This window comes from Sulfitobacter sp. 1A12056, assembly GCF_043558125.1.
Lineage (GTDB): Bacteria > Pseudomonadota > Alphaproteobacteria > Rhodobacterales > Rhodobacteraceae > Sulfitobacter > Sulfitobacter faviae.
Genome location: NZ_JBIFFY010000002.1, coordinates 228,818 through 255,345, shown reverse-complemented (window position 1 = coordinate 255,345; position 26,528 = coordinate 228,818). Strand labels below are relative to the sequence as shown.

The following is a 26,528-nucleotide window of genomic DNA, read 5'->3' as shown; positions in this document are numbered from 1 at the left end:
TGATCCATGACAATTTGAGACGCTCTCACAGTCATTCCGCCCCACCCCTGTTGCGTAATCTTGCATCGATCATGCGAATCCCCCGGGCGAATTCGGGAAAGGATTGCCCCCCGATCGAGACGCGAAGCCCCGGGTGGCGGTCTGGTGGGCCGATGGCGAAACTGGCCCCATTGGCCACGGCGACCCCGCTTTCGCGGATGGATTTGACCAGTTCGGCCTCTTCGTAAATATCATGACAAGGCAGCCAGAGGTGCAGCCCGTTCGAACTGGTCCGCATGTCGAGGCCGCGAAACACATTGGCGGCGAAATCGGCGCGGTCGCGCAGGGCCAATTGCTGACGGTTGAGCAGGGTTTCGGCGGTGCCTTCTTCGATCCAGCGGCCGGCGATCTCGGTCATCATATTGGTGGCCATCCAACTGGTCACCATATGCCGGTTGGCCGCCGAGGCTCCAAGGTGATCCGGCACCACCAGATAGCCGACCCGCAGCCCCGGCAGCAGGCATTTCGTGAGGCTGGTGAAATAGAGCACCCGTTCCGGGGCCATGGCCGCCATCGGTGGCGGCGGCGCGTCTTGCAACGGCCCCCATGACTGGTTTTCGATGATCAGCAGGTCATGGCGTCGTGCCACCTCGATCACCGCGGCGCGGCGGCTTTCCGTCATGGTAAAGGCCAGCGGATTGGCGCCATTGGGGATCAGATAGACGGCCTTCACCGGCTCTTTCGCGCAGATCCGCTCCAGCGCTTCTGGGCAGATGCCGCCCGCGTCGACGGTCACCCCTTGCAGGCGGATGCCCAAAAAACGGGCGAGGGGGCGCAGGGTGTGGTGGCCGATGTCTTCGCTGACGATCAGATCGCCCGGTTGGGCCGCCGTCATCATCGCCACGGTCATGGCGCTGGTGCTGCCGTTGGTGGGGATCACCGCCATCCCCTCCAGATCCAGACCGCAGAGTGAAAGCCAGCGCCGCACCGCGCTGCTGCTGTCACCGGCGCGGAGGTCTTGGCGAAACCCGCCCATCATCGCGCGGGGCAGGGAGCGGGCCATGGCGCGGAGCGTCTTTTGCATCGCCTCTTCATGGGCGTGATCCAGCACAGGTTTCAGGATCGACATATCCAACAGCCGCCCGGCGGCCTTGCGGCTGACGAAGGGCATGGAGATCTCATCGCTCGCCGCGCGCACGAAAGTGCCGCGCCCCACCTCACCGACGATCTTGCCCGCCTCAACCAGCTTGTCATAGGCGCGGCTGACGGTCTGCACGCTGAGCGACAGGTCAAAGGCCATCTGGCGCTGCGTCGGCAGGCGGTCTCCGGGTTTGAGCACGCCGTTCTGTATCGCCGTTTCAATCGCCTGAACGAGTGAACGATAGGCAGGGCGGGTCAGGGATCCGGGGTCTGGGCGCCATTTTGTCATGATCTGGATGATCACCACAATCATGACAATTGACAAGTCCGGCATGCGCTCGCATGAAGCGGATATGAGCTTTGTCAAACTCGATAAGCGCGATATCGCGGTGCTGTCGATCCTCTCTCGCGAGGGGCGCATCGCCAAATCCGCGCTTGCCGACAAAGTCAACCTGAGCGCCACCGCCTGCGGCGAACGGCTCTCGCGGCTGGAGGCTGCGGGCATCATCACCGGCTATCAGGCCCATGTCGCCCTGCGCCGCATCGCGCCGCATGTCACCGTCTTTGTGCAGGCCGAATTGGGCAATCACCGGGCCGAGGCATTCCAGCGGTTCGAGGCCGTGATCGCGCAGCATGATGAGATCGTCCAGTGCTGGGCCTTGGGCGGCGGTTTTGACTATCTGCTACAGGTCGTCACCCGCGATATCGACAGCTATCAACGTCTGATGGACGCGCTGTTGGATCAGCAGGCCGGGCTGAGCCGCTACTTTACCTATGTCGTCACCAAATCGGTTAAATCGGCACCGTTGCCGCTGTCGCTGCTGCTGCCCGAGGGCGAAAGCTGAGCCGCCGTAGTTTTTCCGGCGGGCCGGGGGCTGCGCCGCAAAACCTCCTGCCGATCGGCTGATATTCGGACAAACCCGCGCCGCATCCTGCCTTACCTTCGGGGCAATTCATCCCAAGGAGGTGCCCAATGACCAAGATGATCCCAACCCCCACCGATGGTCTGCCCGCGTTGACGCGGGGCGCGCTGGCCCGCCACTTTGCCTATGTCGATGGCGCATGGGTCGCGGGGGCGCAGAGCGATGATTTCAACGTGGCCGATCCGGCCAGCGGCGCGGTGCTGGGCGCGGTGGCCAAGCTTAGCGCCGAGGACAGCCGCGGCGCGGTGGATGCCGCCCATGCTGCCTTTCCCCATTGGTCGGGCCTTCTGCCGCAAGAGCGCGGCGCGATCCTGCGGCGCTGGCGCGACCTGATGCTGGAGAACCGCGAGGATCTGGCGCGGATCATGACCGCCGAACAGGGCAAACCCATCTCCGAGTCGCGCGGCGAGATCGACTATGCCGCCTCTTTCTTTGAGTTCTATTCCGAAGAGGCCCGCCGCCCGAACATCGAAGGCGTCACCTCGCATTTGCCGGATGCCGAGGTGGAAATCTGGCGCGAGCCGGTGGGCGTGGCCGCGCTGATCACGCCGTGGAACTTCCCATCTGCCATGCTGACCCGCAAGGCGGGCGCGGCGCTTGCTGCAGGCTGCACCGTGGTGGCGCATCCTTCGGCAGAGACGCCCTTCTCGGCGCTGGCGCTGGCCGAATTGGGCGAACAGGCAGGGCTGCCCAAGGGGGTGTTCAACGTCGTCACCGGGGAGGCGCCCGAGATCGTGAAACCGTGGATGGAAGACACCCGCGTGCGGGCCATCTCTTTCACCGGCTCCACCGAGATCGGCAAGCTCCTGTACCGTCAGGCATCGGACAGCGTGAAACGTCTAGTGCTGGAGCTCGGCGGCCATGCACCTTTCATCATGTTCGATGATGCCGATATGGACCGCGCCGTCGAAGAGGCGATCAAGGCTAAGTTCGCCACCTCCGGTCAGGACTGCCTCGGCGCGAACCGCTTCTTCATTGCCCGCGACAGCTATGCCACCTTCTGCGCGCGGTTCACCGCCGCGACCGAAGCGCTCACCGTGGGCAACGGCGCGGATGACCCCGACATCGGCCCGTTGATGAACGAAAAGGCCGTGGCCAAACAGGAGGAACACGTCAAAGATGCGCTTGACCGTGGGGCGCGGCTGCTTTGTGGTGGCAAGCGTCACGCGGCGGGGCCGCTGTTCTTCGAGCCGACGGTGCTGGCGGATGTGCCTGCGGACGCGCTGATCATGCGCGAGGAAACCTTTGGCCCCGTGGCCGCCATTGCGGCCTTCGACAGCGAGGATGAGGCGATCCAGCGGGCCAATGACACGGAGTATGGCTTGGTGGCCTATGTCCACAGCCAAGACCCCCGCCGTATCTACCGCGCCAGCCGGGCGCTATGTTTCGGCATGGTGGCGGTGAACCGCACCAAGGTGACCGGCGCGCCGATCCCCTTTGGCGGCACGAAACAATCGGGGATCGGGCGCGAGGGATCGCGGCTGGGGCTCGAAGCCTTTACGGAAGTCAAATACGTCTGCCGTGACTGGGCCTAAGATTTGAAAGATACGGCGCAAAGCCGCGCCGGAAGAAAGGAAAGACCAATGCTGAAGAACGATATGCTCGAACAATGGGACCGTGAGAATTTCTTTCACCCCTCCACCCATCTGGCCCAGCACGCCCGCGGCGAAAGCCCGACCCGTGTGATCAAGACCGCCAAGGGCAGCCATATCACTGACCGCGACGGCAACGAATTGCTCGACGCTTTCGCGGGCCTCTACTGCGTGAACGTCGGCTATGGCCGCACCGAGATCGCCGAGGCGATTGCCGAGCAGGCGCATGAACTGGCCTATTACCACTCCTACGTCGGCCATGGCACTGAGGCGAGCATCACCCTGTCCAAGATGATCCTCGACCGCGCGCCCGAAGGCATGAGCAAGGTCTATTTCGGCCTCGGCGGGTCGGACGCGAATGAGACGAACGTCAAGCTGATCTGGTATTACAACAACATCCTTGGCCGCCCCGAGAAGAAAAAGATCATCTCGCGCTGGCGTGGCTATCACGGCTCGGGTCTGGTGACCGGCTCGCTCACCGGATTGGAGCTGTTCCACAAGAAATTCGACCTGCCGCTGGCGCAGGTGGTTCACACCGACGCGCCCTATTACTACCGCCGCCCTGACGCCAACATGAGCGAGGCAGAGTTCACCGCCCATCTGGTGGGCGAGTTGGAAGCGCTGATCGAACGCGAAGGGGCCGACACCATCGCCGCCTTCATCGGGGAGCCGGTTCTGGGCACCGGGGGCATCGTGCCGCCGCCCGAGGGCTATTGGGCCGCCGTGCAAGAGGTGCTGAACAAGCATGACATCCTGCTGGTCGCGGATGAGGTCGTCACCGGCTTTGGCCGTCTGGGGTCGATGTTCGGCTCGGATCACTACGGGATGAAGCCTGACCTGATCACCATCGCCAAGGGGCTGACCTCGGCCTATGCGCCGCTGTCGGGCTCCATCGTAGGCGACAAGATGTGGAAGGTGCTGGAGCAGGGCACCGATGAAAACGGCCCAATCGGCCACGGCTGGACCTATTCGGCCCACCCCATCGGCGCGGCTGCGGGGATCGCGAACCTCAAGCTGATCGACGATCTGAAGCTGATCGAGAATGCCTCGGACGTGGGCGGCTATCTGAACGCGCAGATGAAGGCCGCATTGGGCGATCACCCCAAGGTGGGCGACATCCGGGGCGAAGGCATGCTCTGCGCCGTGGAGCTGGTCGAAGACCGCGATGGCCGCACGCCCTTCGATCCGGCGCGCAAAGTGGTGCCGACCATCGTCGGCGATATGGTCAAGGCCGGTGTCATCGCCCGCGCCATGCCCCAAGGCGACATCATCGGTTTCGCGCCGCCCTTCTGCCTGACCCGCGAAGAAGCGGATAAGGTCGTAGGGGTCACCGCCGACGCGATCAAGGCGACCTTGGGCTAAGGCTTAAAGCTACGAGACACTTGAGCGGCCCGGCGGAAACGTCGGGCCGTTTGCATTGTAGGGAATCACACCCCGCGAGAGGTGCCGCAGCTAGACCGATCAGAAATGAAAAAACGGTAAACAGGGCCGTTTATCGGGCCAGATTCCCCCGATATGGAAACAGTGCCCCGGTTTGTCGCCTATTTACTAAGAATTCGCCAAAATTAGGCCACAGTTCCCAGAGAAATTAGAAGAAAGCAGCGGTCCGTCCAGTTTGGGGCCCAAAGATTTTTATCTGTGGAGAGATGTAATGAGAATTCTGGCGGTGGATGACGATCCGATTATCCTCGAATTGCTTGGGCAATTTGTAGAGATCATCGGCGCGCATGACCTGACGACCGCCCCATCGGCTCTGCATGCGGTTGATATGTTGGGCGATCCCAATCTCGGGCCGATTGATTGCTTCATGCTTGATATTCAGATGCCGGGCATGGATGGGATCGAACTGGCGCAGCACATCCGCAATTCGGCGCGCCATGCCGATACGCCGATCTTGATGCTCACCGCGATGTCCGACAAGCGCTATATCGACGCGGCCTTTGCAGCCGGGGCGACCGACTATGTGACCAAGCCTTTCGAGATTGCCGAACTCAAGGCCCGCATCGGGCTGGTCGAAGGCATGGTGAAAGAACGTCAGCAGCGGACCAAAAAGATCTTTGCCGCCAAGACCATCGCCGATCAGGCGACGCATATGGAGCTGTTCGAGCCGGTCCCGATCTATGACGTGGACAATGTGATCGACTATACCGCGATGGAGAACTACGTCGCCCAACTGTCGCGCAGCGCGCTTTTCGGCTCCACCGCCTTCGCCTTCACTATCCGCGAGGTCGATGCTTTCCACGCGACGATGACCTCTTTCGAGTTCTATAGCCTTGTCTCCGATGTGGCCGAAATCCTGTCCGATACGCTCGTCGATCATCAGGTGCTGATGTCCTACGCGGGCAATGGCACTTTCGTATGTGTCACGGAGAGCGGCTGGCGCCCGAATATGGGCGGTTTGATGGATGCGGTTAACTTTGAGTTGTCTCAAACCGAATTGTTCGACAATAATGGCGAGCGTGTTCACCCGCGTGTCAGCGCGGGAGAGGCCGTGCGGCTGATCTGGAAAAGTGGCAATTCCGTCATGGATGCGCTGGCGCAGGCCCATGCAAGTGCAGAAGCCGCCAGTGAGGCGCATACGAGATCGCTCAATGATTTTTGGCAGAATGATCAACAAGCATGACTAAAATGTTAGCGGAACTTCCCGGCATAGAGCGCATCAGGCAGCGCTTTGTCGAAATGCTGGACGAGCGTCAGACGGTGATCGCAACCCATGGGTTGGCCGCCTGGGACGGGACCACCGTAGACGAAATCAAAAGCAATCTGGCCAGCGCGCAGGCCATTCTGCACCAGATCGCGGGCAGCGCCGGGTCGCTCGGCTTCGAAGAGCTGGGCCGTCTGGCACGCAAATGCGAAACGCAGATTGTCGAGCATCTGGCCGGGCCGCGCGCCAACCACGCCGATTGCCCGATCGAGATCATCTCGGAACTGGATGGGTTCGTCGCCTATTGCCGGCAGGAAATCGACGCCCACGCCTAAGGGCGCGGCCACCGGTATTGAGCCGGTCCAAAACTTACTGACAATTTACCGCAAACCCGCCCGCAAGGGCAGGTCAAAGGCAAGTCGGCTCAGCCTGCTTGCATTGCCGCCTTGACCTGATCCGCCAGCGAGATCGGATCGAAGGGTTTGCTGATCACGTCAGCCGCCCCCAGATCACGAAGCTCTTCGATCTCATTATGCTGGGCGCGGGCGGTCATGAAGATCGCGGGCACGTCGCGCAGGCTCTCCATCTCGCGCATCTTCTCAAGCGTCTGGCGACCGGTCATGCCGGGCATCATCATATCGAGCAGGATCACATCGGGCGTGTAGGACTGAACCTGATTCAGCGCCGCTTCCCCGGTCTCGCATTGGACGACGTCGAAATCGCCGCTCAGCTCAAGCGCCATCAGCGCGATTTCACGAATATCGGCGTCATCCTCGACGTGCAGCAGTTTGATCATTCCATACTCTCTCTAGGAGGCTTCGCGCAGCAACGCAGCCGGTTCCTCTGCCGCTACCTGAGAATTTTTCTTCGGCAGGGTAAAGTAAAATGTCGTACCAAATCCCTCACGGCTGTCAAAACCTATTTTACCGCCGAGATTCTCGACGATGGCTTTGCAAACGCTAAGGCCCAGCCCGGTGCCGCCTTTATCGGCCCGGTTGGAATTGGACAGATCGGCAAACCGCTGGAACACCTTGTGCTGCTCGGAAGCCGGAATGCCGGGGCCACGGTCCGCCACGGAGATGCGCAATTCGTCGTCATTCTCTTCGGCGCGGATGGTCACACGCTCCCCAGGTTTGGAAAATTTGGCCGCGTTCGACAGGAAGTTCGTCAGCACCTGAATGACCCGGTTCGGGTCCGTGGTGACCTTGTTCAAGTCCTCCGTCCCTTCGACCTGAATGCGCACGCCATGGCGCTGCTCCAGTGAGGCATTGGCGGCGCTGGTCTCGTGCAGAAGTTCCGCGATGTCGACTTCCTCAAGATTGAATTCCAGCCGCCCGTTGGCAATTTTCTCAAGATCGAGGATGTCGTTGATAATCAGCACAAGCCGGTCGGCGTTGCGGTGAGAGATCTCCAGCAAGGCACGCGCCTTGCTGGGCAATTCGCCCGCCGCCCGCGACAAAAGCAGCCCCATGGAGCCTTTGATCGAGGTCAGGGGCGAGCGTAGCTCGTGACTGACCATCGAGATGAACTCTGACTTCATCCGCTCTTCGTTGATGATATCCGAAATGTCATGCAGCATGATCAGGAACCGCCCCGTCGCCCCACCGGTGGGCAGCAGCTTGATCGTAACTTGGAAATGGTTGCCAAACAGTTGCGTGTCGAACTGCGTCATCGCTTTGCCCGACTTTTTCAGCGCGCGGCAGGCGTCCAACAGGGCCGGGCTGTCGCTTTCCTCGGTCAGGGTTTCGAGCGTTTGCGTGCGGTAGCTGTCCTTGCTCCAGCCAGTGCGGCTCATGGCGACGCGGTTCATATAGCTGAACCGCTCTGTATCAGCGTCGACGATCCAGATGTCATCGCGCAACTCATAAAGCGTTTCCGCCGTGTCGCGTTCGGCCAAAAGTTCGTTGGCATGGGTCACATCGGTACGGGCCGAGATCGACCCGGCCCAAGCGCCCTTTTTGTCGAAAAGTGGCATCACGGTGCACTGCGTCTGGATCACCCGACCATCGGCGCAGCGCAGCGGGGTTTCGCCCTGCCACGTCTTGCCTGCCATCAGGGTGGCGCGGATCTCTTCGGCAAGTTCGCGAAACTCTTCTTGGTAAAGCATCGACACAGGCTGGCCGATCAATTGATCGCGGGTGTAGCCTGTCAGTTCGATGAAACGGTCGTTGACCTGTTCCAGCATCCCGCCTGTATCCACGATATTCACAATGGCATGGCTGTCGAACGCCTTAAGCCTTTGTTCCATATCTGAATTATCGGCCGGAGTCTGCGGGTTTGCTTGCAATGCGGTCGCGGCAAAGGGCGTGAGCCCCGCCAGAATGATCGCACCGACGACGGGGATAACCTCCCCCATTTGGCCCGCGAAAATTGCGGATGTTGCGGTGTACCAGCTGCTGGAAATGGCAGTGCCCAGAAAAAATGTGGCGGCGGTACGCTTGGTAAATGGCTTTGACGACACTTGGAATTCCTCGCCCCGAAGCGGACATGCTTAAAACTATAGCATGACTTGTGCATTGTAATTTAATCAAAATGCCAGAGCATATTGGCAATAATATGGCATGTCGCACTTTAGCGTCACTCCGCTGAAATGCCACGGTTTATAGTGCGCCGGTTAAGAGGCGCGGGCGGTTGTCCCCGTAATTGAGTTGACCACTGAGCTGATCCCGCTCCGTGATTTGACAAGGTTGATCCCCACGCGGGGGTCGGGTTCGCGGTTGTTGTCCGCGGAAAGGCTGATGATCTTGGCCGCGGGATGCAGGCGGGTGATATCTTCCAGCAAAGAGCGTGCATCGCCGTCGGGCAGGGACCAATCAAGGATCACGACGTCGAGTTCATCCTGGCCGATCAACTTCCGCGCTTGGGCAAGGTTGGTGACATTGGTCACCTCTGCCACGCTGTCCAACCCGGTGCGGATCACCTCGGCAAAGTCGATGTCGTCTTCGATATGCAACACGCGCAGCTTAGTGTCCCGCTCCTCCGCTTCCGCGTCGGGTGTGGCGGGCGTTTGCGCGGTCTGCGCCTCGGCGATGGGGCAGGTGAACCAAAAGACGGTGACGCCGTTGGGGATGCTTTCAAACCCGATGGTGCCGCCTTGGCGTTTGATGATCTGCCGCGTGATGTTGAGCCCCAGCCCGGTGCCGCCCTTGGCGCGGGTGTCGGAGCCATCAGCCTGCGAGAAAGCCTGAAAGATGCGCGGGCGGAAGTTTTCCGGCACGCCGGGGCCGGTGTTCTGGATAAAGACGATGGCCCGGTCCCCCAGCCGCTCGGCGCGGATTTGCACCTCGCTCTCGGCATCGGAGTATTTGCAGGCGTTCGAAATCAGATTGGCCAGCACCTGCCGGGTGCGGCTTTCATCCACCCGAACTGTCAGCGGCTTGTCGGGCAGTTGCAGGCCCAAGGTGTTGTTATGGGTGATCGCAAAGGGCGACATTTCGTTGACCGAGTCGGTGATCACCTTGTTCAGGTCGACATCATGGAAGTCGAACTGCACTTCGCCCGATGAAATCTTCTCAAGGTCGAGAATGTCGTTCACAATATGCGACAACCGGTCGGCATTGCTGCGGGCGATGTCGATCAGCCGGATATGCGCGGGGAGGAAGCGGCTGTTGTCCGTGGTGTCGATCAGCCCCAAAGCGCCTTTGATCGAGGTCAGCGGCGTGCGCAGCTCATGGCTGACGGTCGAGACGAACTCGCTCTTGATATGTTCCAGCTTCTTTTGGTCGGTGATGTCGTTGATCTGCACGATAAAGACATAGCCGCGGGCGTTCTTGTCATAGGTCCAAGAGACGTTGAACAGGCCCCAGCGTTCATAGCCCAGCTTGTGGGTGATGCGGTATTCGGCCTGATAGGTCTGCGAACTGCGGGAATCGACCAGCCCGCGCACCTCACCGTAGAGCTTTTGCAGATCGCCCTCGGGCATCAGATCGCCCAGTTTGGTGTTCGACAAAAGCTCTTCTTCGCTATAGCCGCAAAGGGTGCAAAGCGCGCTGTTGACGCTGTTGAACACGCCGCCTTCGCCCAAGATCGCCATGCCCACCGGGGCCGCGGCCAGCACTTGGCGAAACCGCCGCTCGCTGGTTTCAAGCGCGTTGCGGGCGTGGACGATGTCGGTCACATCGGTTTGGGTGCCGACCATCCGCAGGGCGGTGCCGTTCTCATCGCGTTCGGTCACCACCGCGTCAGAGCGCATCCAGCGCCACTCACCGGTGCCGATCTTCAGCCGGTATTCGGTAACGGAACGTTGTTGCTGCCCCGAGATGCAGGCCTGATCAGTCTGGGTCAGCAGGGGCAGGTCATCCGGGTGGACACGTTTGAGGAATTCCCCCTGCGGGTCGGGCAGCCGCTCGAAATCCGCCATTCCCAGAATGCGCCGCCATGTGTCGGACACCTCGGATTTGCCGGTGCGCAGGTCGATGTCGAAAACCCCGATCTGCGCGCCTTCGAGGGCGAGGTCATAAAGCGCCTTGTTCCGCGCCAGCTCATCCTGCACCGCCAGTTCCGAGGTCAGGTCACGCACGATTGCGGTCACCCGCCGTTCGCCGGTGTGGGTGGTCCAATTGTTGCGTTGCAGATCAAGTTTGAGGTCTTGGCCAAAGCAGGTCTTGCCCGCCGCGTTGACCTGTTCGTGGTCGTGATCCTCAACCAGATCGGTGACGAGTTCGCCGAACTCCATCCCCTTGAGCGCTTCATGCCCATAGCCAAAGCAGACCAGCGCCGCTTGGTTGGCAAAGAGCACCCGGTCATTGCTGTCGAGCAAGAAGATGGGCGTCACCGCGTTCTCGATAACGGCGCGGTTTTCCTCTTCATGGGCGTCGATCTGGCGTTCGCGCAGCACGGCAAGCTCGCTCAGTGCGGCGCTGCGCTGGCGCAGGCTGCGGAAGGCCACGAAGAACAGGATCGCCAGAAGGATGCCAGAGACCAGCAGGATTTCCGGCACCGCGCTATGGGTGGCGCGGTCAAAGCTGGCGGTGCTGACATGGACAACGGTCCAAGGGCGGCCAAAGCGTTCGATGGTCTGGGTGATGCTGTGGTGGCCGGTGGCGATGCCTTCGGGCGTGCTGTCAAAAATCCGGTTTTCGGGGGCCGTGGTCAGCCCATCGTAGACTTGAATGTCATAGGACTCTCCCTGAGCTGGGGTCAGCCCGGACAGCAGGTTCGCCCCGACAAATGGCGCATAGACCCAACCGATGAAACCGGCGGTCTCCTGCGCCGGGCTGTTGTCGGCGGCAAAGACCGGGCGCAGCAGCAGGAAACCGGGCTGGCGCGTCTTGTCCTGCACCAGCAGGATGCGCGGCGTCAGCTTCGGCTCTCGCGTCTCACGGGCGCGCAGGGCGGCGCGGCGGCGGTCTTCGTTAAAGCTGATATCAAGGCCCACGGCCTCTGCATTCGGCCCTTGGGGGTAGATATACTGGATCACCATCTTCTCGGCATTGCCGGTGTCGGGGTGAATGCGGAAATCCTCGATCCCCAGGGCGGTGACCTTTTCGATGAACGCCTCTTCGGTGCCTCTGGCGACTGGGGCAACAAAGCCGATGCCGTTGATGCCGGGCAGGAAGCTGTCGATCTCCAGCGTATCGACGTAATGCGCGAAATCGCTGGCCGTCACCTCGTCCGAGGCGTTCATGAAGGCGGCGATGCCATTGAGGCTTTGCAGGTAGGTATGCATCCGCGCATCAAGGCTTTTCAGGCTTTCCTCGGCGATGCGATCAAAGGCCCGGTCGGCGGCGACATCATTGCTGCGACTGCTGTAGAGGAACACCCCAAAGGTGATGGCAAGGCATCCGAGAAAGAGTATGAATTCGGGTCGCCGCACCAGTTCAAGCCTTTGTTTCTGGCCACCAATTGGCGGCAAAATCTTTCCCCGAAATGAACGTCGCGCATCGCGGGAGGGGTATGTCCAATCCGGTCATATTCACCCATGGGTCGAAAAAATCAACAAACGGATTCGCCGCGCATGCAAAGCACGGGGAATGTGGCTTTGCGGCAAAAGCCGCGGGAGGCCGCGCGATTTACGGCAGGGATTGTGACCCGTCACCGCGCGCTCTACCAATGGCGGGCCGGGGAGGCGGGACAGAATATCGGGAGAGAGCACCATGAACGACGAAACGCAGCTAGAGGGCCGCTATGACTATATCATTGTCGGTGCGGGCACCGCGGGCTGTGTCTTGGCCAACCGTCTCAGCGCCGATCCGGCCAATCGGGTTCTGCTGCTCGAAGCCGGGGGGGATGACAACTATCACTGGGTAAAGGTTCCGGTGGGGTATCTTTACTGTATCGGCAATCCGCGCACGGATTGGATGATGAAAACCGCGCCTGAGGCGGGGTTGAACGGGCGCTCTCTGGCCTATCCGCGGGGCAAGGTGCTGGGCGGCTGCTCGTCGGTGAACGGCATGATCTACATGCGCGGGCAGGCGGCGGACTATGACCATTGGCGGCAACTGGGCAATGCCGGGTGGAGCTGGGACGACGTGCTGCCCTATTTCCTGAAATCCGAGGATCACCATGCGGGCGGCAGCGAGATGCACCGCGCGGGGGGCGAGTGGAAGGTCAGCAAGCAGCGCCTGCGGTGGGACATTCTGGAGGCCGTGCAAGACGGCGCGCGGGAGTTCGGGATCGAGCCGCGGGCCGATTTCAACGATGGCGACAACGAAGGTTCGGGCTTTTTCGAGGTGAACCAGAAGGGCGGCATGCGCTGGAACACGGCGCGCGGTTTCCTGCGCCCGGCGATGAAGCGCCCCAACCTGCGGGTGATCACCCATGCGCATACCGATGGGTTGGTCTTGGACGGCAAGCGTGTGACTGGCGTGCGTTTCACCCATAAAGGCCGCGCGATGCGCGCCGAGGCCGAGGGCGAAGTGTTGCTTTCGGCGGGGGCGATCAATTCGCCCAAGATCCTTGAGCTGTCGGGGATCGGGCAGGGTGACCTTTTGAGCGGCATGGGGATCAACACGCTGCACGATCTGCCCGGCGTTGGGGAGAACCTTCAGGACCATTTGCAAATCCGCACTGTCTACAAGGTGCAGAACACCAAAACGCTCAACACGATGACCCATTCGATCTGGGACAAGGGCCGGATGGGGCTGGAATACCTCCTGCGCCGCAGTGGTCCCTTGGCGATGGCGCCCAGCCAGTTCGGCATGTTCACCAAGTCCGACCCCGCGCTTGAGACGCCGGATCTGGAGTATCACGTGCAACCCCTGTCGACCGACAAGCTGGGGGATCCGCTGCACCCTTTCCCCGCGATCACCGTCTCGGTCTGTAACCTGCGGCCCGAAAGCATCGGCAGTTGCCATCTCACCAGCCGCGACAGCGCGGTGCAGCCCGATATCCGGCTGAACTATCTTTCTGCCGAGAATGACAAACGCGTGGCGGTCACGGCGATGAAGCAGGCGCGTCACATCATGACGGCCAAGGCGCTGCACCCCTATGCGCCCGAGGAAATCCTGCCCGGCCCCGCCGTGCAGAGCGATGAAGACCTGCTCGACAAGGCGCGCGACATCGCCACGACGATTTTCCACCCCGTCGGCACCTGCAAGATGGGCAGCGATCCGATGGCGGTGGTCGATAGCGATCTGCGGGTGCATGGCTTAGGCGGTCTGCGGGTGGTGGACGCGTCGATCATGCCCAAGATCGTCTCGGGCAACACGGCGTCGCCGACGGTGATGATCGCCGAAAAGGCCGCTGATGCCATTCTGGCGGGGCGGTAGGCGGTGCTGATCACGCGGCTGACCAAACGGCTGGGGATCGACCACCCGATTATCCAAGCGCCGATGGCCTTCGCCGCAGGCGGGCGGCTCGCGGCGGCGGTCTCAGGCGCGGGTGGTTTGGGGATGATCGGCGGGGCTTATGATGCCGGCGATTGGATCGCCGAGCAGATGGATGTGGCGGGCAACCAATCGGTCGGCTGCGGTTTCATCACTTGGAAGCTGCGCGAGCATCCGCAGGCGCTGGAACGAGCGCTCGACCGTGATCCGGCGGCGATCTTTCTTTCCTTCGGCGACCCGGCAGAGTTTCTCCCCGCGATCCGCGCGGCAAAGGTGCCGTTGATCTGTCAGGTGCAAACCCTGCGCGACGCCGCTCATGCGATTGATCTGGGGGCCGAGATCATCGTCGCCCAAGGGGCCGAGGCTGGCGGCCACGGCGAGAAACGCGCGACCTTTACCCTCGTCCCCGAAGTCGCGGATCACATCGCCTGCCATGCGCCCGAGGTGCTGCTTTGCGCCGCAGGCGGCGTGGCGGATGGGCGTGGATTGGCGGCGGCGCTGATGCTGGGGGCCGACGGTGTGGTCGTCGGCTCGCGCTTCTGGGCCTCGGAAGAGGCGCTGGTGCATCCCGCGATGCGAGAGGCCGCGCTCAAGGCCAGCGGCGATGACACACTGCGCAGCACCGTGACGGACATCATGCGCGGCTATGATTGGCCCAAACGCTACACGGGCCGTGTCTTGCGCAACGATTTCACCGACCGCTGGCATGACAACCCCGACGGGCTGCGCGCCGCGCTGGCGCAGGAGCTGCCGCGCTGGCAGGCGGCGGTGGCAGCGGGGGATGCCCGCACTGCCAACGCCTTTGTCGGAGAGGTGGCAGGGCTGATCGGTGCGGTCAGCCCCGCCGCTGATATCCTGCGCGATATCGTCCAAGGGGCCGAAGCGGCCTTGGGCCAGACCTTCACCCGGTAACGGGGCGGGGGCGGCCAAGGCGGCTTAGCCGTGATCTTCGACCTCTTCGCGGCCCGGCACATGTTCGCGGGCGGGGGCGGTCTCCCAATTCTCGATCACCTCCATCGCTTCATCCGCGCTTTCGACAAAGCGGAACAGGTCGAGGTCTTCGGCTGAGATCGTGCCCGCATCGGCCAGCGCGTCCCAGTTGATGATCTTTTCCCAGAACTCACGGCCAAACAGCAAGAAGGGCACGCGGTTCATGCGGCCTGTTTGGATCAGCGTCAGCGCCTCAAAGAGTTCGTCCATCGTGCCGAAACCACCGGGGAAGACGCAGATCGCGCGGGCGCGCATTAGGAAGTGCATCTTGCGGATCGCGAAGTAGTGGAAGTTGAAGCATAGCTCCGGCGTGACATATTCGTTGGGCGCCTGCTCGAACGGCAGCACGATGTTGAGGCCGATGGAATGGCCGCCCGCGTCGAGCGCGCCGCGGTTGCCCGCCTCCATCACACCCGGCCCGCCGCCGGTCACGATGACGTTCTCGGTGCCGCCGCTTTCCATCGACTTTTCGGTCATCAGCCGGGCAAAGGTGCGCGTCTCGTCATAAAAACGCGACAGATCGGCCAGCGTCTTGGTCCGGGCGGTGTGTTTTTCGGCCGGTTCGGGAATGCGCGCCCCGCCAAAGAGCACGATGGTCGATTGGATGCCATGGGCGTCTAGCAGCAGTTCGGGCTTGAGCAGTTCCAGTTGCAGACGCACCGGGCGCAGCTCATCGCGGCACATGAAGTCATCGTCGGTAAAGGCCAGACGATAGGCAGGCGCGCGGGTTTGCGGCGTGTCGGGGGCGTCTTGGGCTTTGGCGCGGTCCACATTGGCACGGCGCAGGGGGTGGCGGTGTTCGTCGGTCATCCTCGGGTCTTTCCTTGGTCTGGGGCTTGGCTCAGGTGGCGCGATGGCCGCTTAGGTCAAGATGCCCTGTTGTTCGGCGAATGACCACGCCCCTCATCGCCCGGCAATTGCACCCTAGGCAGTGCAAGGCTATAGCCCTCAAAAGGCCTTTTCATCATTCGGAGACTTGCCCCATGTCCAACGCCCAACTTGAAACCGCCATCGAAGCCGCTTGGGATACCCGCGATCAGATCACATCCGCCACCACTGGCGAAGTGCGCGACGCCATCGAAGAGACGCTGAACGCGCTCGACAGCGGCAAGCTGCGCGTGGCGGAAAAGCAGGACGACGGTCAGTGGCACGTCAATCAGTGGGCCAAGAAGGCCGTGCTGCTGGGCTTCCGCATCAAGGACATGGAACATCAAGAAGGCGGCCCGCAGGGCGCTGGCTGGTGGGATAAGGTCGACAGCAAGTTCAAAGGCTGGGGCGATGCTGAGTGGAAAGAGGCGGGCTTCCGCGCCGTGCCGAACTGCGTCGTGCGCCGCTCGGCCTATATCGCGCCGGGCGTGGTGCTGATGCCGTCTTTCGTCAACATCGGCGCCTATGTCGACTCCGGCACCATGGTTGATACATGGGCCACCGTCGGCTCCTGCGCGCAGATCGGCAAGAACGTGCACCTCTCGGGCGGCGTCGGTATTGGCGGCGTGTTGGAGCCGATGCAGGCGGGGCCGACCATCATCGAAGACAATTGCTTTATCGGCGCACGGTCAGAAGTCGTCGAAGGCTGCATCGTGCGCGAAGGCTCGGTGCTGGGCATGGGCGTCTTCATCGGCCAGTCGACCAAGATCGTCGACCGCGAGACCGGCGAGATCATGTATGGCGAAGTGCCCGCAGGCTCGGTCGTCGTGGCGGGCACCATGCCGTCGAAGAACAACGTGAACCTCTACTGCGCCGTGATCGTGAAACGGGTGGACGCCAAGACCCGCTCCAAAACCTCGATCAACGAGCTGCTGCGCGACTGAACGGAACCAAATACCCCTTCATGGCGTTGAGACCTGAATTTAAAGGAGATTGACGACATGACGGGTATCGGTTGGTTTGCCGCAATCATCGTGGGTGGCCTTGCGGGCTGGATCGCGGAAAAGATCATGAAATCGGACATGGGTCTGATCATGAACATCATCCTCGGCATTCTGGGTGCCTTGGTCGCGAACTGGCTCTTGATGCTGATCGTCGGCAGCACGCTGGGCGGTTGGTTCGGTCAGTTGGTGGTGGGCGTCATCGGTGCCTGCCTGCTGATCTGGGTCACACGGATGGTCCGCGGCAAGACTTAAGGGCAGGGGCGCGGCCCCTTTCCAAATCCAAGTGAAACGGTTAGGGCTGCCCAAAGCAATCGGCGGCCCTTATCATGTCTGAACCCAAGAAAACCAAGAAACCCTCGCGCCAGCAGGTCTTTACCCTTTTGGTTCAGATTGGCCGCAAGGACGGCGACGGTCTGCCCGACAAGGCCACCGGTGCTGCGCTGATGTGTTTCGCCTCTGGTATCGACGAGGCCGAAGCCGTGCGCGAGACGGTGGCGATCCTCAAACAGGCAGATACCAACCCGCTTGATGTGACGGGTTACGGCACGCTGGAAGAGCGCGAAGCCGAAGGTCAGGAGATCGACGCCGAGGAACGCGCCCTGATGCAGCGCGCTTTGGAAGAAAACTCGGTCATCGTCGCGCAAATGACCCCCTTTTACGACTGACCCGCGCCCCACACGGGGAATTGCAATGCGCCCCCTTGGCATCGGCGCGATTTGCCCACACAAGTTACCGGACAAGCGATAACCCCTGAAAAGGAGCCGATATGTCCGGTCTCGACCCTGTTGATCTCACTGCAAAACTGGTGCGCTGCGCCTCTGTTACCCCCGCGAACGATGGGGCGCTGGAAGTGCTCGAAGAGGTGTTGGGCGCGGCGGGTTTCGACTGTACGCGCGTCGACCGGGGCGGCATCTGCAACCTCTTTGCCCGCTGGGGAAACAAGGGCAACACCAAGTCTTTCGGCTTCAACGGTCATACCGACGTCGTGCCCATCGGGGATGAGGCGGATTGGTCGATGCCCCCCTTCGGGGCCGAGATCAAGGACGGCATCATGTATGGCCGCGGCACCACGGATATGAAATCGGGCGTGGCGGCTTTCGTCGCAGCGGCGGTGGATTTCGTAAAGGACACGCCGCCCGACGGCTCCATCGTGCTGGCGATCACCGGGGATGAAGAGGGCGATGCCCTCGACGGGACCACGGCGCTCTTGGACTACATGACCGAGAACGGCGAGCGGATGGATGTCTGCCTTGTGGGGGAGCCGACTTGCCCCGAGACCATGGGCGATATGATCAAGATCGGGCGGCGCGGCTCGATGAACGCGCATTTCAAGGTGACGGGCAAACAGGGCCATGCGGCCTATCCGCACCGCGCGAACAACCCGCTGCCCGCGATGGTGCGGCTGATGGATCGTCTGGCCAGCCATGAGTTGGATCAGGGCAGCGATCACTTCGACCCTTCGACGCTGGCCGTGGTCACCGTGGATACTGGCAACAAGGCAACCAATGTGATCCCGGCGCAATGCCGCGGCGCGGTCAACATCCGGTTTAATGACCACCATTCGGGCGCGAGCCTCAGCGACTGGCTGCGGGGCGAGGCGGATAAGATCGCCGAGGAATTCGGCCTGCAAGTGGATGTAGAGATCAAGATCTCCGGCGAGAGTTTCATCACCCCGCCGGGCGCCCTGTCCGATCTGGTCGCGGGCGCGGTTGAGGCTGAGACGGGCGTGCAGCCCGAGCTTTCCACCACCGGCGGCACCTCGGACGCGCGTTTCGTCAAGGCGCATTGCCCGGTGGTGGAGTTCGGTCTGGTGGGCCAGTCCATGCACCAAGTCGATGAGCATGTGCGGGTCGAACATATCGAACAGCTCAAATCCATCTACGCGCGCGTGCTGCGGAATTATTTCACGTGAAACCAACGCTCATTGTCATGGTGAAAGAGCCGCGTCCCGGCCGGGTGAAAACCCGTCTGGGCCGCGACATCGGCATGGTCGGCGCGGCTTGGTGGTTTCGCCATCAGACCCGCCGCCTGTTGCGTCGGATCGAAGATCCGCGTTGGCAGGTGGTGCTGGCCGTGGCCCCGGACGTGGAAGGGCTGGAAAGCCGCGTCTGGCCCGCGCATCTGCCGCGCTGGCCGCAAGGGCGCGGCAACCTCGGTGACCGTATGGCGCGGATGCTGCGCAGCGCGCCGGGGCCGGCCTGTGTGATCGGGGCGGATATTCCGGGCATCAACCGCAAGGAACTGGCGCGGGCATTCGATGCGCTTGGCAGCCATGACGCGGTGTTTGGCCCGGCGCCCGATGGCGGCTATTGGTTCGTGGGGCTGAAACACCCCCGCCGCGCGCCGCTCAGCCTGTTTGACGGGGTGCGCTGGTCCGGCCCGCATGCGCTGGCTGACAGCCGCGCGACCCTGCCGGGCTACCGCATTGCCGAGGTCGCTACCCTGCGCGACGTGGACGAAATTCACGATTTGCCATGACGACAGGGGGGCTGCGTGCTACCTGCTGAGGTATGAGCAAGATACCCAGCAAATCCGAGATCCTCGACTGGATCGAACAGAACCCCACGCTGACCGCCAAGCGCGACATCGCCAAAGCCTTTGGCATCAAAGGCGCGGCGCGGATCGACCTGAAGCGCGTGCTGAAAGAGCTGGAGGCCGAGGGCCATCTGGAAAAGCGCAAGCGCAGCTATCAGGATCCCGACCGCCTGCCGCCGGTCTCGGTGCTGTTGGTCACGGGGCCGGACAGCGACGGCGATCTTTTTGCCAAACCGATGGAGTGGCATGGCGAGGGAAAAGAACCCATCGTGCTGCTGATCCCGCGCGACAGCGACCCGGCGCTTGGCGAAGGTGACCGCATTCTGGCGCGGCTGACGCTGGTGAAAGGCGAAGATCACCACTATGAGGCCCGGCTCATTCGCCGCATCGGCTCCAACCCGCGCAAGGTGCTGGGCATTTTCCGCAAAGCGGCCGAAGGCGGGCGGATCGTCCCGATCGACAAGGGTACGGATCGCGAATGGCGCGTCGGTGCCGACCATACTCATGGCGCGAAAGACGGTGAACTGGTCGAGGCCGAGCAGGCCGGACCGAAGGCGCGCATGGGATCGCCCCGCGCCCGCATCGTCGAACGGCTGGGCGACCCGTCCGAGCCGCGCGCCGTCTCGCTCATCGCGATCCACCAGCACGGCATCCCCGACGACTTCCCCGACGATGTGATCGCACAGGCCGATGCCGCTAAGCCGCAAGGGCTGAAAGGCCGCGAGGATCTGCGCGACCTGCCGCTGGTCACCATCGACCCGTCCGATGCGCGCGACCATGACGACGCCTGCTATGCCCATGCCGACGATGACCCGAAGAACGAAGGCGGCCATGTGCTCTGGGTCGCTATCGCCGACGTCGCCGCCTATGTGACCCCCGGCTCCGCGCTGGACCGCGAGGCGCGCAAGCGCGGCAACTCCACCTATTTCCCTGACCGCGTGGTGCCGATGCTGCCGGATCGGCTTTCGGGTGACCTCTGCTCTCTGCACGAGGGCGTGCCGCGCGCCTGTATCGCCGTGCGCATGGTGCTGGATGCGAAGGGCAACAAGATCGGCCATACGTTCCACCGTGGTCTCATGCGCTCCCCCGCGTCGTTGCATTACGAGGAAGTGCAGGACGCCATCGACGGCAACCCGAACGACCGCACTGGCCCGCTGTTGGAGCCGGTGTTGAAGCCGCTTTACGCCGCCTATGGTGCATTGAAGACCGCCCGGGCCGAGCGCCAACCGCTGGAGTTGGACCTGCCCGAACGCCGCATCGAATTGGGCGAGGATGGCAAGGTGAAGTCGGTGAACTTCCGCGAGCGGCTCGACGCGCATCGGCTGATCGAAGAGTTCATGGTCTTGGCCAATGTCGCCGCCGCCGAGACGCTGATCAAAAAGAAAACCCCGCTGCTGTTCCGTATCCACGAGGAACCCTCGCCGGAGAAGCTCGAATCCCTGCGTGAAACCGCACAGGCGGCGGGTTTCACGCTGGCCAAGGGGCAGGTGCTGCAAACCGCGCATCTCAACCGGCTGCTGGATCAGGCGGCGGGGACCAATGACGCGGAGCTGATCAATCTCAGCACCCTACGCTCGATGACGCAGGCCTATTACGGGCCGGCGCATATTGGGCACTTCGGCCTTGCCCTGCGTTCCTACGCGCATTTCACCTCACCCATTCGCCGCTATGCCGACCTTATCGTGCACCGCGCGCTGATCACGGCGCATGGCTGGGGCAAGGACGGGCTGACGCCCGAAGAGATTGAGGGGCTGGAGCAGACCGGCGCGCATATCTCCGACACCGAGCGCCGCTCGATGGTGGCCGAGCGTGACACGACCGACCGCTACCTTGCCGCCTTCCTGTCGGAGCGCGTGGGCAACGAGTTCACCGGACGGATCAGCGGCATCGCGCGTTTTGGTGCCTTTGTGAAGTTGGACGAGACTGGCGCGGACGGTCTGGTGCCGATGCGCTCGCTCGGGCGGGAGTATTTCCACCACGACGCCGAGGCGCAGACGCTGATGGGCTCGGACACCGGGATGACCATCGGCCTTGGCCAACGTGTCACCGTGCGGTTGGCCGAGGCGGTCCCCGTGACCGGGGGCATCGCGCTGGAACTGCTTGAGATCGAAGACCAAAAGGTCAAACAGGGCGGAGGTGGGGGGCGCCGCAGCCCGGCGGGCCGTAGCAAGCCGCGCGGCAAGGCCGTGAAGGCCAAGCGCAAGAAGGACAAGATCAAACGCAAAGTGACCCGCACCCGCCGCTGAGGCGGCAAACCGGCGGAGCTTCGCGGATGGCCGCCCCCCTCCCTTTCCACCGGGGCGGGGCGGGCATAGGATTTGCCGTAACTCTATGAGGTGAGGCGATTATGATCCGGCACTACGCGATGATTTCAGGCATTCTAGCGACCGCTGGCATGGGGGCTCCGGCCTTTGCGTCGGGTCCGGCTGAATCCTTGCGCCCCGCGCCGCGCGCGCCGCAGGCCGTGCTGGCCGCCGTGGCGCCAACGGCGCAGGAACCCGCGGCAGAGGCCAGCGGCGACGATGCCGGGCTGCGCGCTTGGGTGAAAGACTTCCGCCCCCGCGCCTTGCAGCAGGGCATCGACCCGGATGTCTTTGACCGCGCGCTGGATACGGTCAGCTATGATCCGGAGGTGATCCGCCGCGACCGCAACCAATCGGAATTCACCAAAACGATTTGGGATTACCTCGACACCGCTACCTCGGACCTGCGGGTGCAGAATGGGCAGAAGGCGCTGGCCCAATGGCAACGCACGCTGGAAGAGATCGAAGCGGAATACGGTGTCGAGAAAGAGATCGTCACCGCGATCTGGGGGCTTGAGAGCGCCTATGGCAGCTTCCGGGGCGGGGATCGGGTGTTGGATTCACTGGCCACCCTTGCCTATGACGCGCGGCGGGCGGAATTTTTCGAAGGCGAATTGATTGACGCCCTGCGCATCCTTCAGGCGGGCGATACCGATGCCGATCAATTGCGCGGCTCTTGGGCCGGCGCGATGGGGCATACGCAGTTCATGCCCTCGTCCTTCCACGCCCATGCGGTCGATTGGGATGGCGACGGGCGGCGCGACATCTGGGGCGATGACCCCAGCGATGCGCTGGCCTCTACCGCCGCCTATCTCAAGCATTTCGGCTGGACCGAAGGGCAGCCTTGGGGTGTCGAAGTGGCTTTGCCGGAGGGGTTCGACTATCTGCTGGCCGACCGCGCGGTGACCAAGACCTCGGCGGAATGGGCCGATCTTGGCGTCACCGCGCTCGATGGCGGGGCGGTGGCGGATCATGGCCCGGCGTCGATCTTGCTGCCCGCGGGCGCAGAGGGGGCCGCCTTCATGATCTTCCCCAATTTCGCGGTGATCGAGCGCTATAATACGGCGGATGCCTATGTCATCGGTGTGGGCCATCTGGCCGACCGCATCGGCGGCGCGGGCGAGATAGAGCAGGACTGGCCCCGCGAAGACCGCGCGCTGAGCTTTGATGAGCGGATCGAATTGCAGACCCTGCTGACCGAAGCGGGTTTTGACACGCAAAAGATCGACGCCAAGATCGGGCCGCTGACCGTCAATGCCGTGCGCAGCTATCAAAAGGCCGAAGGCATCGCGCCGGACGGCTATGCCTCGCCTCGTCTGCTGGCCCGACTGCGCGCAGAGTGAGGGCCGCCCCCGATTGGAGGCAGCCCAGTGCTTTAGGACGCGGCCTTGAGCATGTCCTTGTCTTTCAGATCGGCATAGGTCGCATCCAGTGCCTTGGTCGCCCGTTCGGCGAAGATCTTGATCTCTTCCGGGGTGATGATCAGCGGCGGAGAGATGATCATCCGGTCGCCGACATGGCGCATCACCAGATTGTTGGCAAAGCAATGTTCGCGGCAAATGTATCCGGCGGTGCCGCTATCGGCGAATTTCGCGCGACTTTCCTTATGCGGCGTCAGCGGGAGGGAGGCCATCAGGCCCGATACGTTCACCCCGCCTACCAGCGGATGCTCTCCCAGCTTGTCCAACGCCTCTTTTAGCGCGGGGGCGGCGACGTTTTGCACATGGGCGACGATGTTCTCTTCCTGCATGATCCGCAGATTTTCCAGCGCCACGGCAGCGCAAACCGGATGGCCGGAGTAGGTGTAGCCGTGGTTGAACTCACAGGCGTTGATGACCTCGGCGACCTCGTCACAAACGATTGACCCGCCGATAGGCGCGTAGCCCGAGCTCAGCCCCTTGGCGATGGTCATGATATGCGGCTTGATGCCCATGGTCTGCGAGCCAAACCAATTGCCCGTCCGACCAAAGCCGCAGATCACCTCGTCAGCGATCAGCAGAATGTCGTGTTTGTCGCAGATGCGCTGAATCTCGGGCCAATAGGTGCTGGGCGGCACGACGACCCCGCCCGCGCCCTGAACCGGTTCGGCGATGAAGGCGGCGACCTTGTCCGCGCCCAGCTCGACAATCTTCGCTTCCAACTCCTGCGCGCGTTTCAGACCGAAGTCTTCGGGCGACATATCCCCGCCTTCGGCATACCAGTCGGGCTGGCCGATGTGATGGATGCCGGGGATCGGCAGGCCGCCTTGCTCATGCATATAGGTCATGCCGCCGAGACTGGCCGAGCCGACCGAAGAGCCGTGATAGGCGTTCTTGCGGCTGATGATATGGCTCTTCTCAGGCTTGCCCTTTTGCGCCCAATAGGTGCGGACCATGCGCAGGTTGGTGTCATTCGCCTCTGACCCCGACCCGGCGAAGAAGACGTGGTTCAGATCACCGGGGGCTAGATCGGCCAGTTCCTTGGCCAGCGCGATGGCGGGCACATGGGTCGTTTGGAAAAAGGTGTTGTAATAGGGCAGTTCATTCATCTGTCGCGCGGCGACATTGCCCATCTCTTCGCGGCCATAGCCAAGGTTCACGCACCAAAGCCCGGCCATCGCATCGAGAATCTCATTCCCCTCGCTGTCGGTCAGGTAGATGCCCTTGGCCCTTGTGATGATGCGCGCGCCCTTGTCGCCCAATTCATCATTGGTGGTGAAAGGATGCATGTGATGCGCCGCATCCAGCGCCTGAAGGTCCGCGGTGGGGAGGTGATTCGTGATGGGCGGCATGGGTGTGCACCTTCTATTTGCATGAAAAATGAGCTTAGCCGAAGAATATGATCAAATTATAGCATGTCAATCGAATCAACGCGGAACGGGAAGACCATCGAGGGCTGCGCGAATTTGGGTCATTCCTTGGGCAACATCGCCCGCCATAACCTCACCCGCCAACGCGGCATTGCCCTCGGCAAAGGCTGCCAAAAGCTCAGCATGTTTATCGGGCAGATTGCTGGTGCCATAGCGCCCGCAAACCACCCGAAGCGAGGGGCCGAAACGCAGCCACAGACGGTCCACCGTCGCGGCCATGATCGGCGCTTCGGCAAGGTCGTAGATCATCCGGTGAAAGCTGTAGTTCTGCATCAAATAGCCGCCGACATCGCCCCGGTCGATGGCATGGTTCAGCGCGTTGTCACAGGCTTTCAAAGCGTTCAAACGCTCATCCGTCATGCGGTTTGCGGCGCGTTTGGTCAGTTCCGGCTCTAGCGTTTCCCGCATGAATCCCAGCTCTTCCAGCCCCGCATGGGTCAGTTCCGGCACGGTGACCCGGCGGTTGCCCAAATGGGTCAGCGCCCCTTCCGAGATCAGGCGGCGGATGGCCTCGCGCACCGGCGTCATGCCCGCATCCAAAGCGGCGGTCAGACCTTGGATCGTGACCCCCTGTCCGGGAGCCAAATCGCCGAAGAGAATCATCTTGCGCAGGCGTTCGTAAACGTGCTGATGGATCGGTGTCTTGACCGCCGCATCGGCGGCGGGAAGCAATCTCGGATCGGTTTTTTCTGAACCCATAGGAGCGGTCTTTCCGTCTTGTTTCGCCGTGTCTTGCAGCATTTCATTCTGCATGAAAGCATAAACCATCTTGCCCGAAGAGGCAAAACTTGATCAAATTGACGAAAGGTGGGGATCAACCCGACCTGTCTAACGGGAGTATGAAATGAAACATGTGCTACTAAGCAGCGTCGCCGTTGCCACCTTGATGGCAGGTGCCGCCACTGCCGAAACGGTCCGGGTCTACAACTGGTCCGACTATATCGACGAATCCTTGCTGGATAAATTCGAAGAAGAGACCGGCATCGAATTGGTCTATGACGTGTTCGACAGCAACGAGGTGCTGGAGACCAAAATGCTCGCCGGTGGGTCCGGCTATGACGTGGTCGTCCCCTCGGGCACCTTCCTGCAGCGCCAGATCACAGCCGGTGCATTCCAGCCGCTGGACACCTCAAAGCTGCCCAACCTTGAGAACATGTGGGACGTGGTTTCCTCGCGGACCGAACAATATGATCCCGATAACGCCCATTCGATCAACTATATGTGGGGCACCACTGGCATCGGCGTGAATGTCGGCAAGGTGAAAGAGATCCTGGGCGAAGATGCCCCGATCGACTCCTGGGACTTGGTTTTCGATCCGGCCAATATGGAAAAACTGGCCGACTGCGGCGTGCATTTCCTTGATGCCCCGGCAGAGATGATCCCCGCCGCGCTGAACTATATCGGCGAAGACCCCAACAGCCATGACCCCGATGTGATCGCCAAGGCCGAAGAGGTCTTCATGCCGGTCCGCCCCTATATCCAGAAGTTCCACTCCTCGGAGTATATCAACGCTTTGGCGAACGGTGACGTCTGCGTCGCAGTCGGTTGGTCCGGGGATATTTTGCAGGCCCGTGACCGCGCGGATGAAGCCGACAACGGTGTCGAAATCGCCTATAACGCCCCCTCCGAAGGCGCGCAGATGTGGTTTGACCAGATGGCCATCCCGGTTGACGCGCCGAACCCTGAGGGCGCGCATAAGTTCCTGAACTTCATCATGGACGCCGAGAATATGGCCGCCGCGTCGAACTATGTGTACTATGCGAACGGCAACAAAGCCTCGCAGGAGCATCTGATCGAGGATGTGATCGGCGACCCGGCGATCTACCCCTCTGAGGCGGCGCTGAACAACCTGTTCACCACCACACCCTACCCGCCGAAAGTGCAGCGCGTGGTGACCCGGCTCTGGACCAAGATCAAGTCCGGTACCTGATCTGAGA

23 protein-coding genes are annotated in these 26,528 nt (G+C 62.1%); 16 read left to right on the top strand and 7 right to left on the bottom strand.

Annotated features, from left to right (window positions below):
* Positions 1-31: 31 nt before the first annotated feature.
* Positions 32-1,453 carry a PLP-dependent aminotransferase family protein gene (locus ACGYLD_RS05590; protein ID WP_271692588.1) on the bottom strand — a complete coding sequence of 474 codons (1,422 nt, stop codon included), beginning with the start codon at positions 1,451-1,453 and terminating at the stop codon, positions 32-34.
* On the opposite strand from ACGYLD_RS05590, the gene ACGYLD_RS05585 reads away from it, so the two are divergent.
* The 5 genes from ACGYLD_RS05585 to ACGYLD_RS05565 all read left to right on the top strand — a co-directional run bounded on the left by ACGYLD_RS05585 (position 1,452) and on the right by ACGYLD_RS05565 (position 6,613).
* Complete coding sequence (locus ACGYLD_RS05585; RefSeq protein WP_394398019.1) at positions 1,452-1,964, top strand: Lrp/AsnC family transcriptional regulator; 513 nt, start codon at positions 1,452-1,454, stop codon at positions 1,962-1,964. The genes ACGYLD_RS05590 and ACGYLD_RS05585 overlap by 2 nt on opposite strands.
* Before the next feature lie 128 nt (positions 1,965-2,092).
* On the top strand, positions 2,093-3,577 hold the full coding sequence (locus ACGYLD_RS05580) for an NAD-dependent succinate-semialdehyde dehydrogenase (RefSeq protein WP_271692587.1): 1,485 nt from the start codon (positions 2,093-2,095) through the stop codon (positions 3,575-3,577).
* Positions 3,578-3,625: 48 nt separating this feature from the next.
* Positions 3,626-4,996, top strand: a complete 1,371-nt coding sequence (locus ACGYLD_RS05575) for an aspartate aminotransferase family protein (protein WP_271692586.1) — start codon at positions 3,626-3,628, stop codon at positions 4,994-4,996.
* Between the two features lie 289 nt (positions 4,997-5,285).
* Entirely contained in the window at positions 5,286-6,257 is a 972-nt protein-coding gene (locus tag ACGYLD_RS05570; RefSeq protein WP_168612990.1) for a PleD family two-component system response regulator, read from the top strand.
* A complete protein-coding gene (locus tag ACGYLD_RS05565) occupies positions 6,254-6,613 on the top strand; it encodes an Hpt domain-containing protein (RefSeq protein ID WP_394401574.1) in 360 nt (119 codons plus the stop codon). Before ACGYLD_RS05570 ends, ACGYLD_RS05565 begins: the two co-directional genes overlap by 4 nt.
* A gap of 89 nt (positions 6,614-6,702) precedes the next feature.
* On the opposite strand, the gene ACGYLD_RS05560 is transcribed toward ACGYLD_RS05565, so the two are convergent.
* From ACGYLD_RS05560 to ACGYLD_RS05550, 3 genes are all read right to left on the bottom strand, one after another.
* Positions 6,703-7,074 carry a response regulator gene (locus tag ACGYLD_RS05560; RefSeq protein WP_067261066.1) on the bottom strand — a complete coding sequence of 124 codons (372 nt, stop codon included), beginning with the start codon at positions 7,072-7,074 and terminating at the stop codon, positions 6,703-6,705.
* A 12-nt stretch (positions 7,075-7,086) separates the two neighbouring features.
* Positions 7,087-8,526, bottom strand: a complete 1,440-nt coding sequence (locus ACGYLD_RS05555; protein WP_271692584.1) for a PAS domain-containing sensor histidine kinase — start codon at positions 8,524-8,526, stop codon at positions 7,087-7,089.
* Positions 8,527-8,892: 366 nt separating this feature from the next.
* Positions 8,893-11,946 (bottom strand): CHASE domain-containing protein, encoded by a 3,054-nt coding sequence (locus ACGYLD_RS05550; RefSeq protein WP_271692583.1) that lies wholly within the window; start codon positions 11,944-11,946, stop codon positions 8,893-8,895.
* On the opposite strand from ACGYLD_RS05550, the gene ACGYLD_RS05545 reads away from it, so the two are divergent.
* The 3 genes from ACGYLD_RS05545 to ACGYLD_RS05535 all read left to right on the top strand — a co-directional run bounded on the left by ACGYLD_RS05545 (position 11,941) and on the right by ACGYLD_RS05535 (position 14,956).
* Positions 11,941-12,150, top strand: a complete 210-nt coding sequence (locus ACGYLD_RS05545; protein WP_271692582.1) for a hypothetical protein — start codon at positions 11,941-11,943, stop codon at positions 12,148-12,150. The two genes, ACGYLD_RS05550 and ACGYLD_RS05545, sit on opposite strands and share 6 nt — an antisense overlap.
* 223 nt (positions 12,151-12,373) lie before the next feature.
* Complete coding sequence (locus tag ACGYLD_RS05540; RefSeq protein ID WP_276153758.1) at positions 12,374-13,987, top strand: GMC family oxidoreductase; 1,614 nt, start codon at positions 12,374-12,376, stop codon at positions 13,985-13,987.
* Between the two features lie 6 nt (positions 13,988-13,993).
* Positions 13,994-14,956, top strand: coding sequence for a nitronate monooxygenase family protein (locus ACGYLD_RS05535; RefSeq protein ID WP_276153829.1), 963 nt, complete (start codon positions 13,994-13,996; stop codon positions 14,954-14,956).
* A 24-nt stretch (positions 14,957-14,980) separates the two neighbouring features.
* Here ACGYLD_RS05535 and ACGYLD_RS05530 read toward each other — a convergent pair whose 3' ends face one another.
* A complete protein-coding gene (locus ACGYLD_RS05530; protein ID WP_271688521.1) occupies positions 14,981-15,844 on the bottom strand; it encodes an LOG family protein in 864 nt (287 codons plus the stop codon).
* Between the two features lie 173 nt (positions 15,845-16,017).
* Here ACGYLD_RS05530 and dapD point away from each other — a divergent pair, with 173 nt between their 5' ends.
* From dapD to ACGYLD_RS05495, 7 genes are all read left to right on the top strand, one after another.
* Positions 16,018-16,845: a 2,3,4,5-tetrahydropyridine-2,6-dicarboxylate N-succinyltransferase gene (dapD, locus tag ACGYLD_RS05525; RefSeq protein WP_067261075.1), complete on the top strand. Its 828-nt coding sequence runs from the start codon at positions 16,018-16,020 to the stop codon at positions 16,843-16,845.
* 57 nt (positions 16,846-16,902) lie between these two features.
* On the top strand, positions 16,903-17,157 hold the full coding sequence (locus tag ACGYLD_RS05520; RefSeq protein ID WP_067261077.1) for a GlsB/YeaQ/YmgE family stress response membrane protein: 255 nt from the start codon (positions 16,903-16,905) through the stop codon (positions 17,155-17,157).
* A gap of 74 nt (positions 17,158-17,231) precedes the next feature.
* Positions 17,232-17,570, top strand: a complete 339-nt coding sequence (locus tag ACGYLD_RS05515) for a hypothetical protein (RefSeq protein WP_067261079.1) — start codon at positions 17,232-17,234, stop codon at positions 17,568-17,570.
* Positions 17,571-17,671: 101 nt separating this feature from the next.
* Positions 17,672-18,817: a succinyl-diaminopimelate desuccinylase gene (gene dapE, locus ACGYLD_RS05510; protein WP_271692580.1), complete on the top strand. Its 1,146-nt coding sequence runs from the start codon at positions 17,672-17,674 to the stop codon at positions 18,815-18,817.
* Positions 18,814-19,383 carry a TIGR04282 family arsenosugar biosynthesis glycosyltransferase gene (locus ACGYLD_RS05505; RefSeq protein ID WP_394401568.1) on the top strand — a complete coding sequence of 190 codons (570 nt, stop codon included), beginning with the start codon at positions 18,814-18,816 and terminating at the stop codon, positions 19,381-19,383. Before dapE ends, ACGYLD_RS05505 begins: the two co-directional genes overlap by 4 nt.
* Before the next feature lie 32 nt (positions 19,384-19,415).
* Positions 19,416-21,686, top strand: coding sequence for a ribonuclease R (gene rnr, locus ACGYLD_RS05500; RefSeq protein ID WP_394401565.1), 2,271 nt, complete (start codon positions 19,416-19,418; stop codon positions 21,684-21,686).
* A 101-nt stretch (positions 21,687-21,787) separates the two neighbouring features.
* Positions 21,788-23,086: a lytic murein transglycosylase gene (locus tag ACGYLD_RS05495; protein WP_271692577.1), complete on the top strand. Its 1,299-nt coding sequence runs from the start codon at positions 21,788-21,790 to the stop codon at positions 23,084-23,086.
* Positions 23,087-23,118: 32 nt separating this feature from the next.
* On the opposite strand, the gene ACGYLD_RS05490 is transcribed toward ACGYLD_RS05495, so the two are convergent.
* Positions 23,119-24,513 carry an aspartate aminotransferase family protein gene (locus ACGYLD_RS05490; protein ID WP_322328766.1) on the bottom strand — a complete coding sequence of 465 codons (1,395 nt, stop codon included), beginning with the start codon at positions 24,511-24,513 and terminating at the stop codon, positions 23,119-23,121.
* 75 nt (positions 24,514-24,588) lie between these two features.
* Positions 24,589-25,290, bottom strand: a complete 702-nt coding sequence (locus tag ACGYLD_RS05485) for a GntR family transcriptional regulator (RefSeq protein ID WP_209216764.1) — start codon at positions 25,288-25,290, stop codon at positions 24,589-24,591.
* 145 nt (positions 25,291-25,435) lie between these two features.
* On the opposite strand from ACGYLD_RS05485, the gene ACGYLD_RS05480 reads away from it, so the two are divergent.
* Positions 25,436-26,521, top strand: a complete 1,086-nt coding sequence (locus ACGYLD_RS05480; RefSeq protein WP_271692575.1) for a polyamine ABC transporter substrate-binding protein — start codon at positions 25,436-25,438, stop codon at positions 26,519-26,521.
* The last annotated feature ends 7 nt before the right edge of the window (positions 26,522-26,528 follow it).

Excerpts from the sequence above, each read along its gene's own strand:
- ACGYLD_RS05520 (WP_067261077.1), top strand. The coding sequence starts at position 16,903 with ATGACGGGTATCGGTTGGTTTGCCGCAATCATCGTGGGTGGCCTTGCG.
- ACGYLD_RS05555 (WP_271692584.1), bottom strand. The coding sequence starts at position 8,526 with ATGGAACAAAGGCTTAAGGCGTTCGACAGCCATGCCATTGTGAATATC.
- ACGYLD_RS05495 (WP_271692577.1), top strand. The coding sequence starts at position 21,788 with ATGATCCGGCACTACGCGATGATTTCAGGCATTCTAGCGACCGCTGGC.
- ACGYLD_RS05580 (WP_271692587.1), top strand. The coding sequence starts at position 2,093 with ATGACCAAGATGATCCCAACCCCCACCGATGGTCTGCCCGCGTTGACG.
- ACGYLD_RS05560 (WP_067261066.1), bottom strand. The coding sequence starts at position 7,074 with ATGATCAAACTGCTGCACGTCGAGGATGACGCCGATATTCGTGAAATC.
- dapE (WP_271692580.1), top strand. The coding sequence starts at position 17,672 with ATGTCCGGTCTCGACCCTGTTGATCTCACTGCAAAACTGGTGCGCTGC.
- ACGYLD_RS05570 (WP_168612990.1), top strand. The coding sequence starts at position 5,286 with ATGAGAATTCTGGCGGTGGATGACGATCCGATTATCCTCGAATTGCTT.
- ACGYLD_RS05575 (WP_271692586.1), top strand. The coding sequence starts at position 3,626 with ATGCTGAAGAACGATATGCTCGAACAATGGGACCGTGAGAATTTCTTT.
- ACGYLD_RS05585 (WP_394398019.1), top strand. The coding sequence starts at position 1,452 with ATGCGCTCGCATGAAGCGGATATGAGCTTTGTCAAACTCGATAAGCGC.
- ACGYLD_RS05490 (WP_322328766.1), bottom strand. The coding sequence starts at position 24,513 with ATGCCGCCCATCACGAATCACCTCCCCACCGCGGACCTTCAGGCGCTG.
- ACGYLD_RS05565 (WP_394401574.1), top strand. The coding sequence starts at position 6,254 with ATGACTAAAATGTTAGCGGAACTTCCCGGCATAGAGCGCATCAGGCAG.
- ACGYLD_RS05545 (WP_271692582.1), top strand. The coding sequence starts at position 11,941 with ATGCATCCGCGCATCAAGGCTTTTCAGGCTTTCCTCGGCGATGCGATC.
- rnr (WP_394401565.1), top strand. The coding sequence starts at position 19,416 with ATGAGCAAGATACCCAGCAAATCCGAGATCCTCGACTGGATCGAACAG.
- ACGYLD_RS05590 (WP_271692588.1), bottom strand. The coding sequence starts at position 1,453 with ATGCCGGACTTGTCAATTGTCATGATTGTGGTGATCATCCAGATCATG.
- ACGYLD_RS05540 (WP_276153758.1), top strand. The coding sequence starts at position 12,374 with ATGAACGACGAAACGCAGCTAGAGGGCCGCTATGACTATATCATTGTC.
- ACGYLD_RS05530 (WP_271688521.1), bottom strand. The coding sequence starts at position 15,844 with ATGACCGACGAACACCGCCACCCCCTGCGCCGTGCCAATGTGGACCGC.
- ACGYLD_RS05480 (WP_271692575.1), top strand. The coding sequence starts at position 25,436 with ATGAAACATGTGCTACTAAGCAGCGTCGCCGTTGCCACCTTGATGGCA.
- ACGYLD_RS05515 (WP_067261079.1), top strand. The coding sequence starts at position 17,232 with ATGTCTGAACCCAAGAAAACCAAGAAACCCTCGCGCCAGCAGGTCTTT.
- ACGYLD_RS05485 (WP_209216764.1), bottom strand. The coding sequence starts at position 25,290 with ATGGGTTCAGAAAAAACCGATCCGAGATTGCTTCCCGCCGCCGATGCG.
- ACGYLD_RS05550 (WP_271692583.1), bottom strand. The coding sequence starts at position 11,946 with ATGCATACCTACCTGCAAAGCCTCAATGGCATCGCCGCCTTCATGAAC.
- dapD (WP_067261075.1), top strand. The coding sequence starts at position 16,018 with ATGTCCAACGCCCAACTTGAAACCGCCATCGAAGCCGCTTGGGATACC.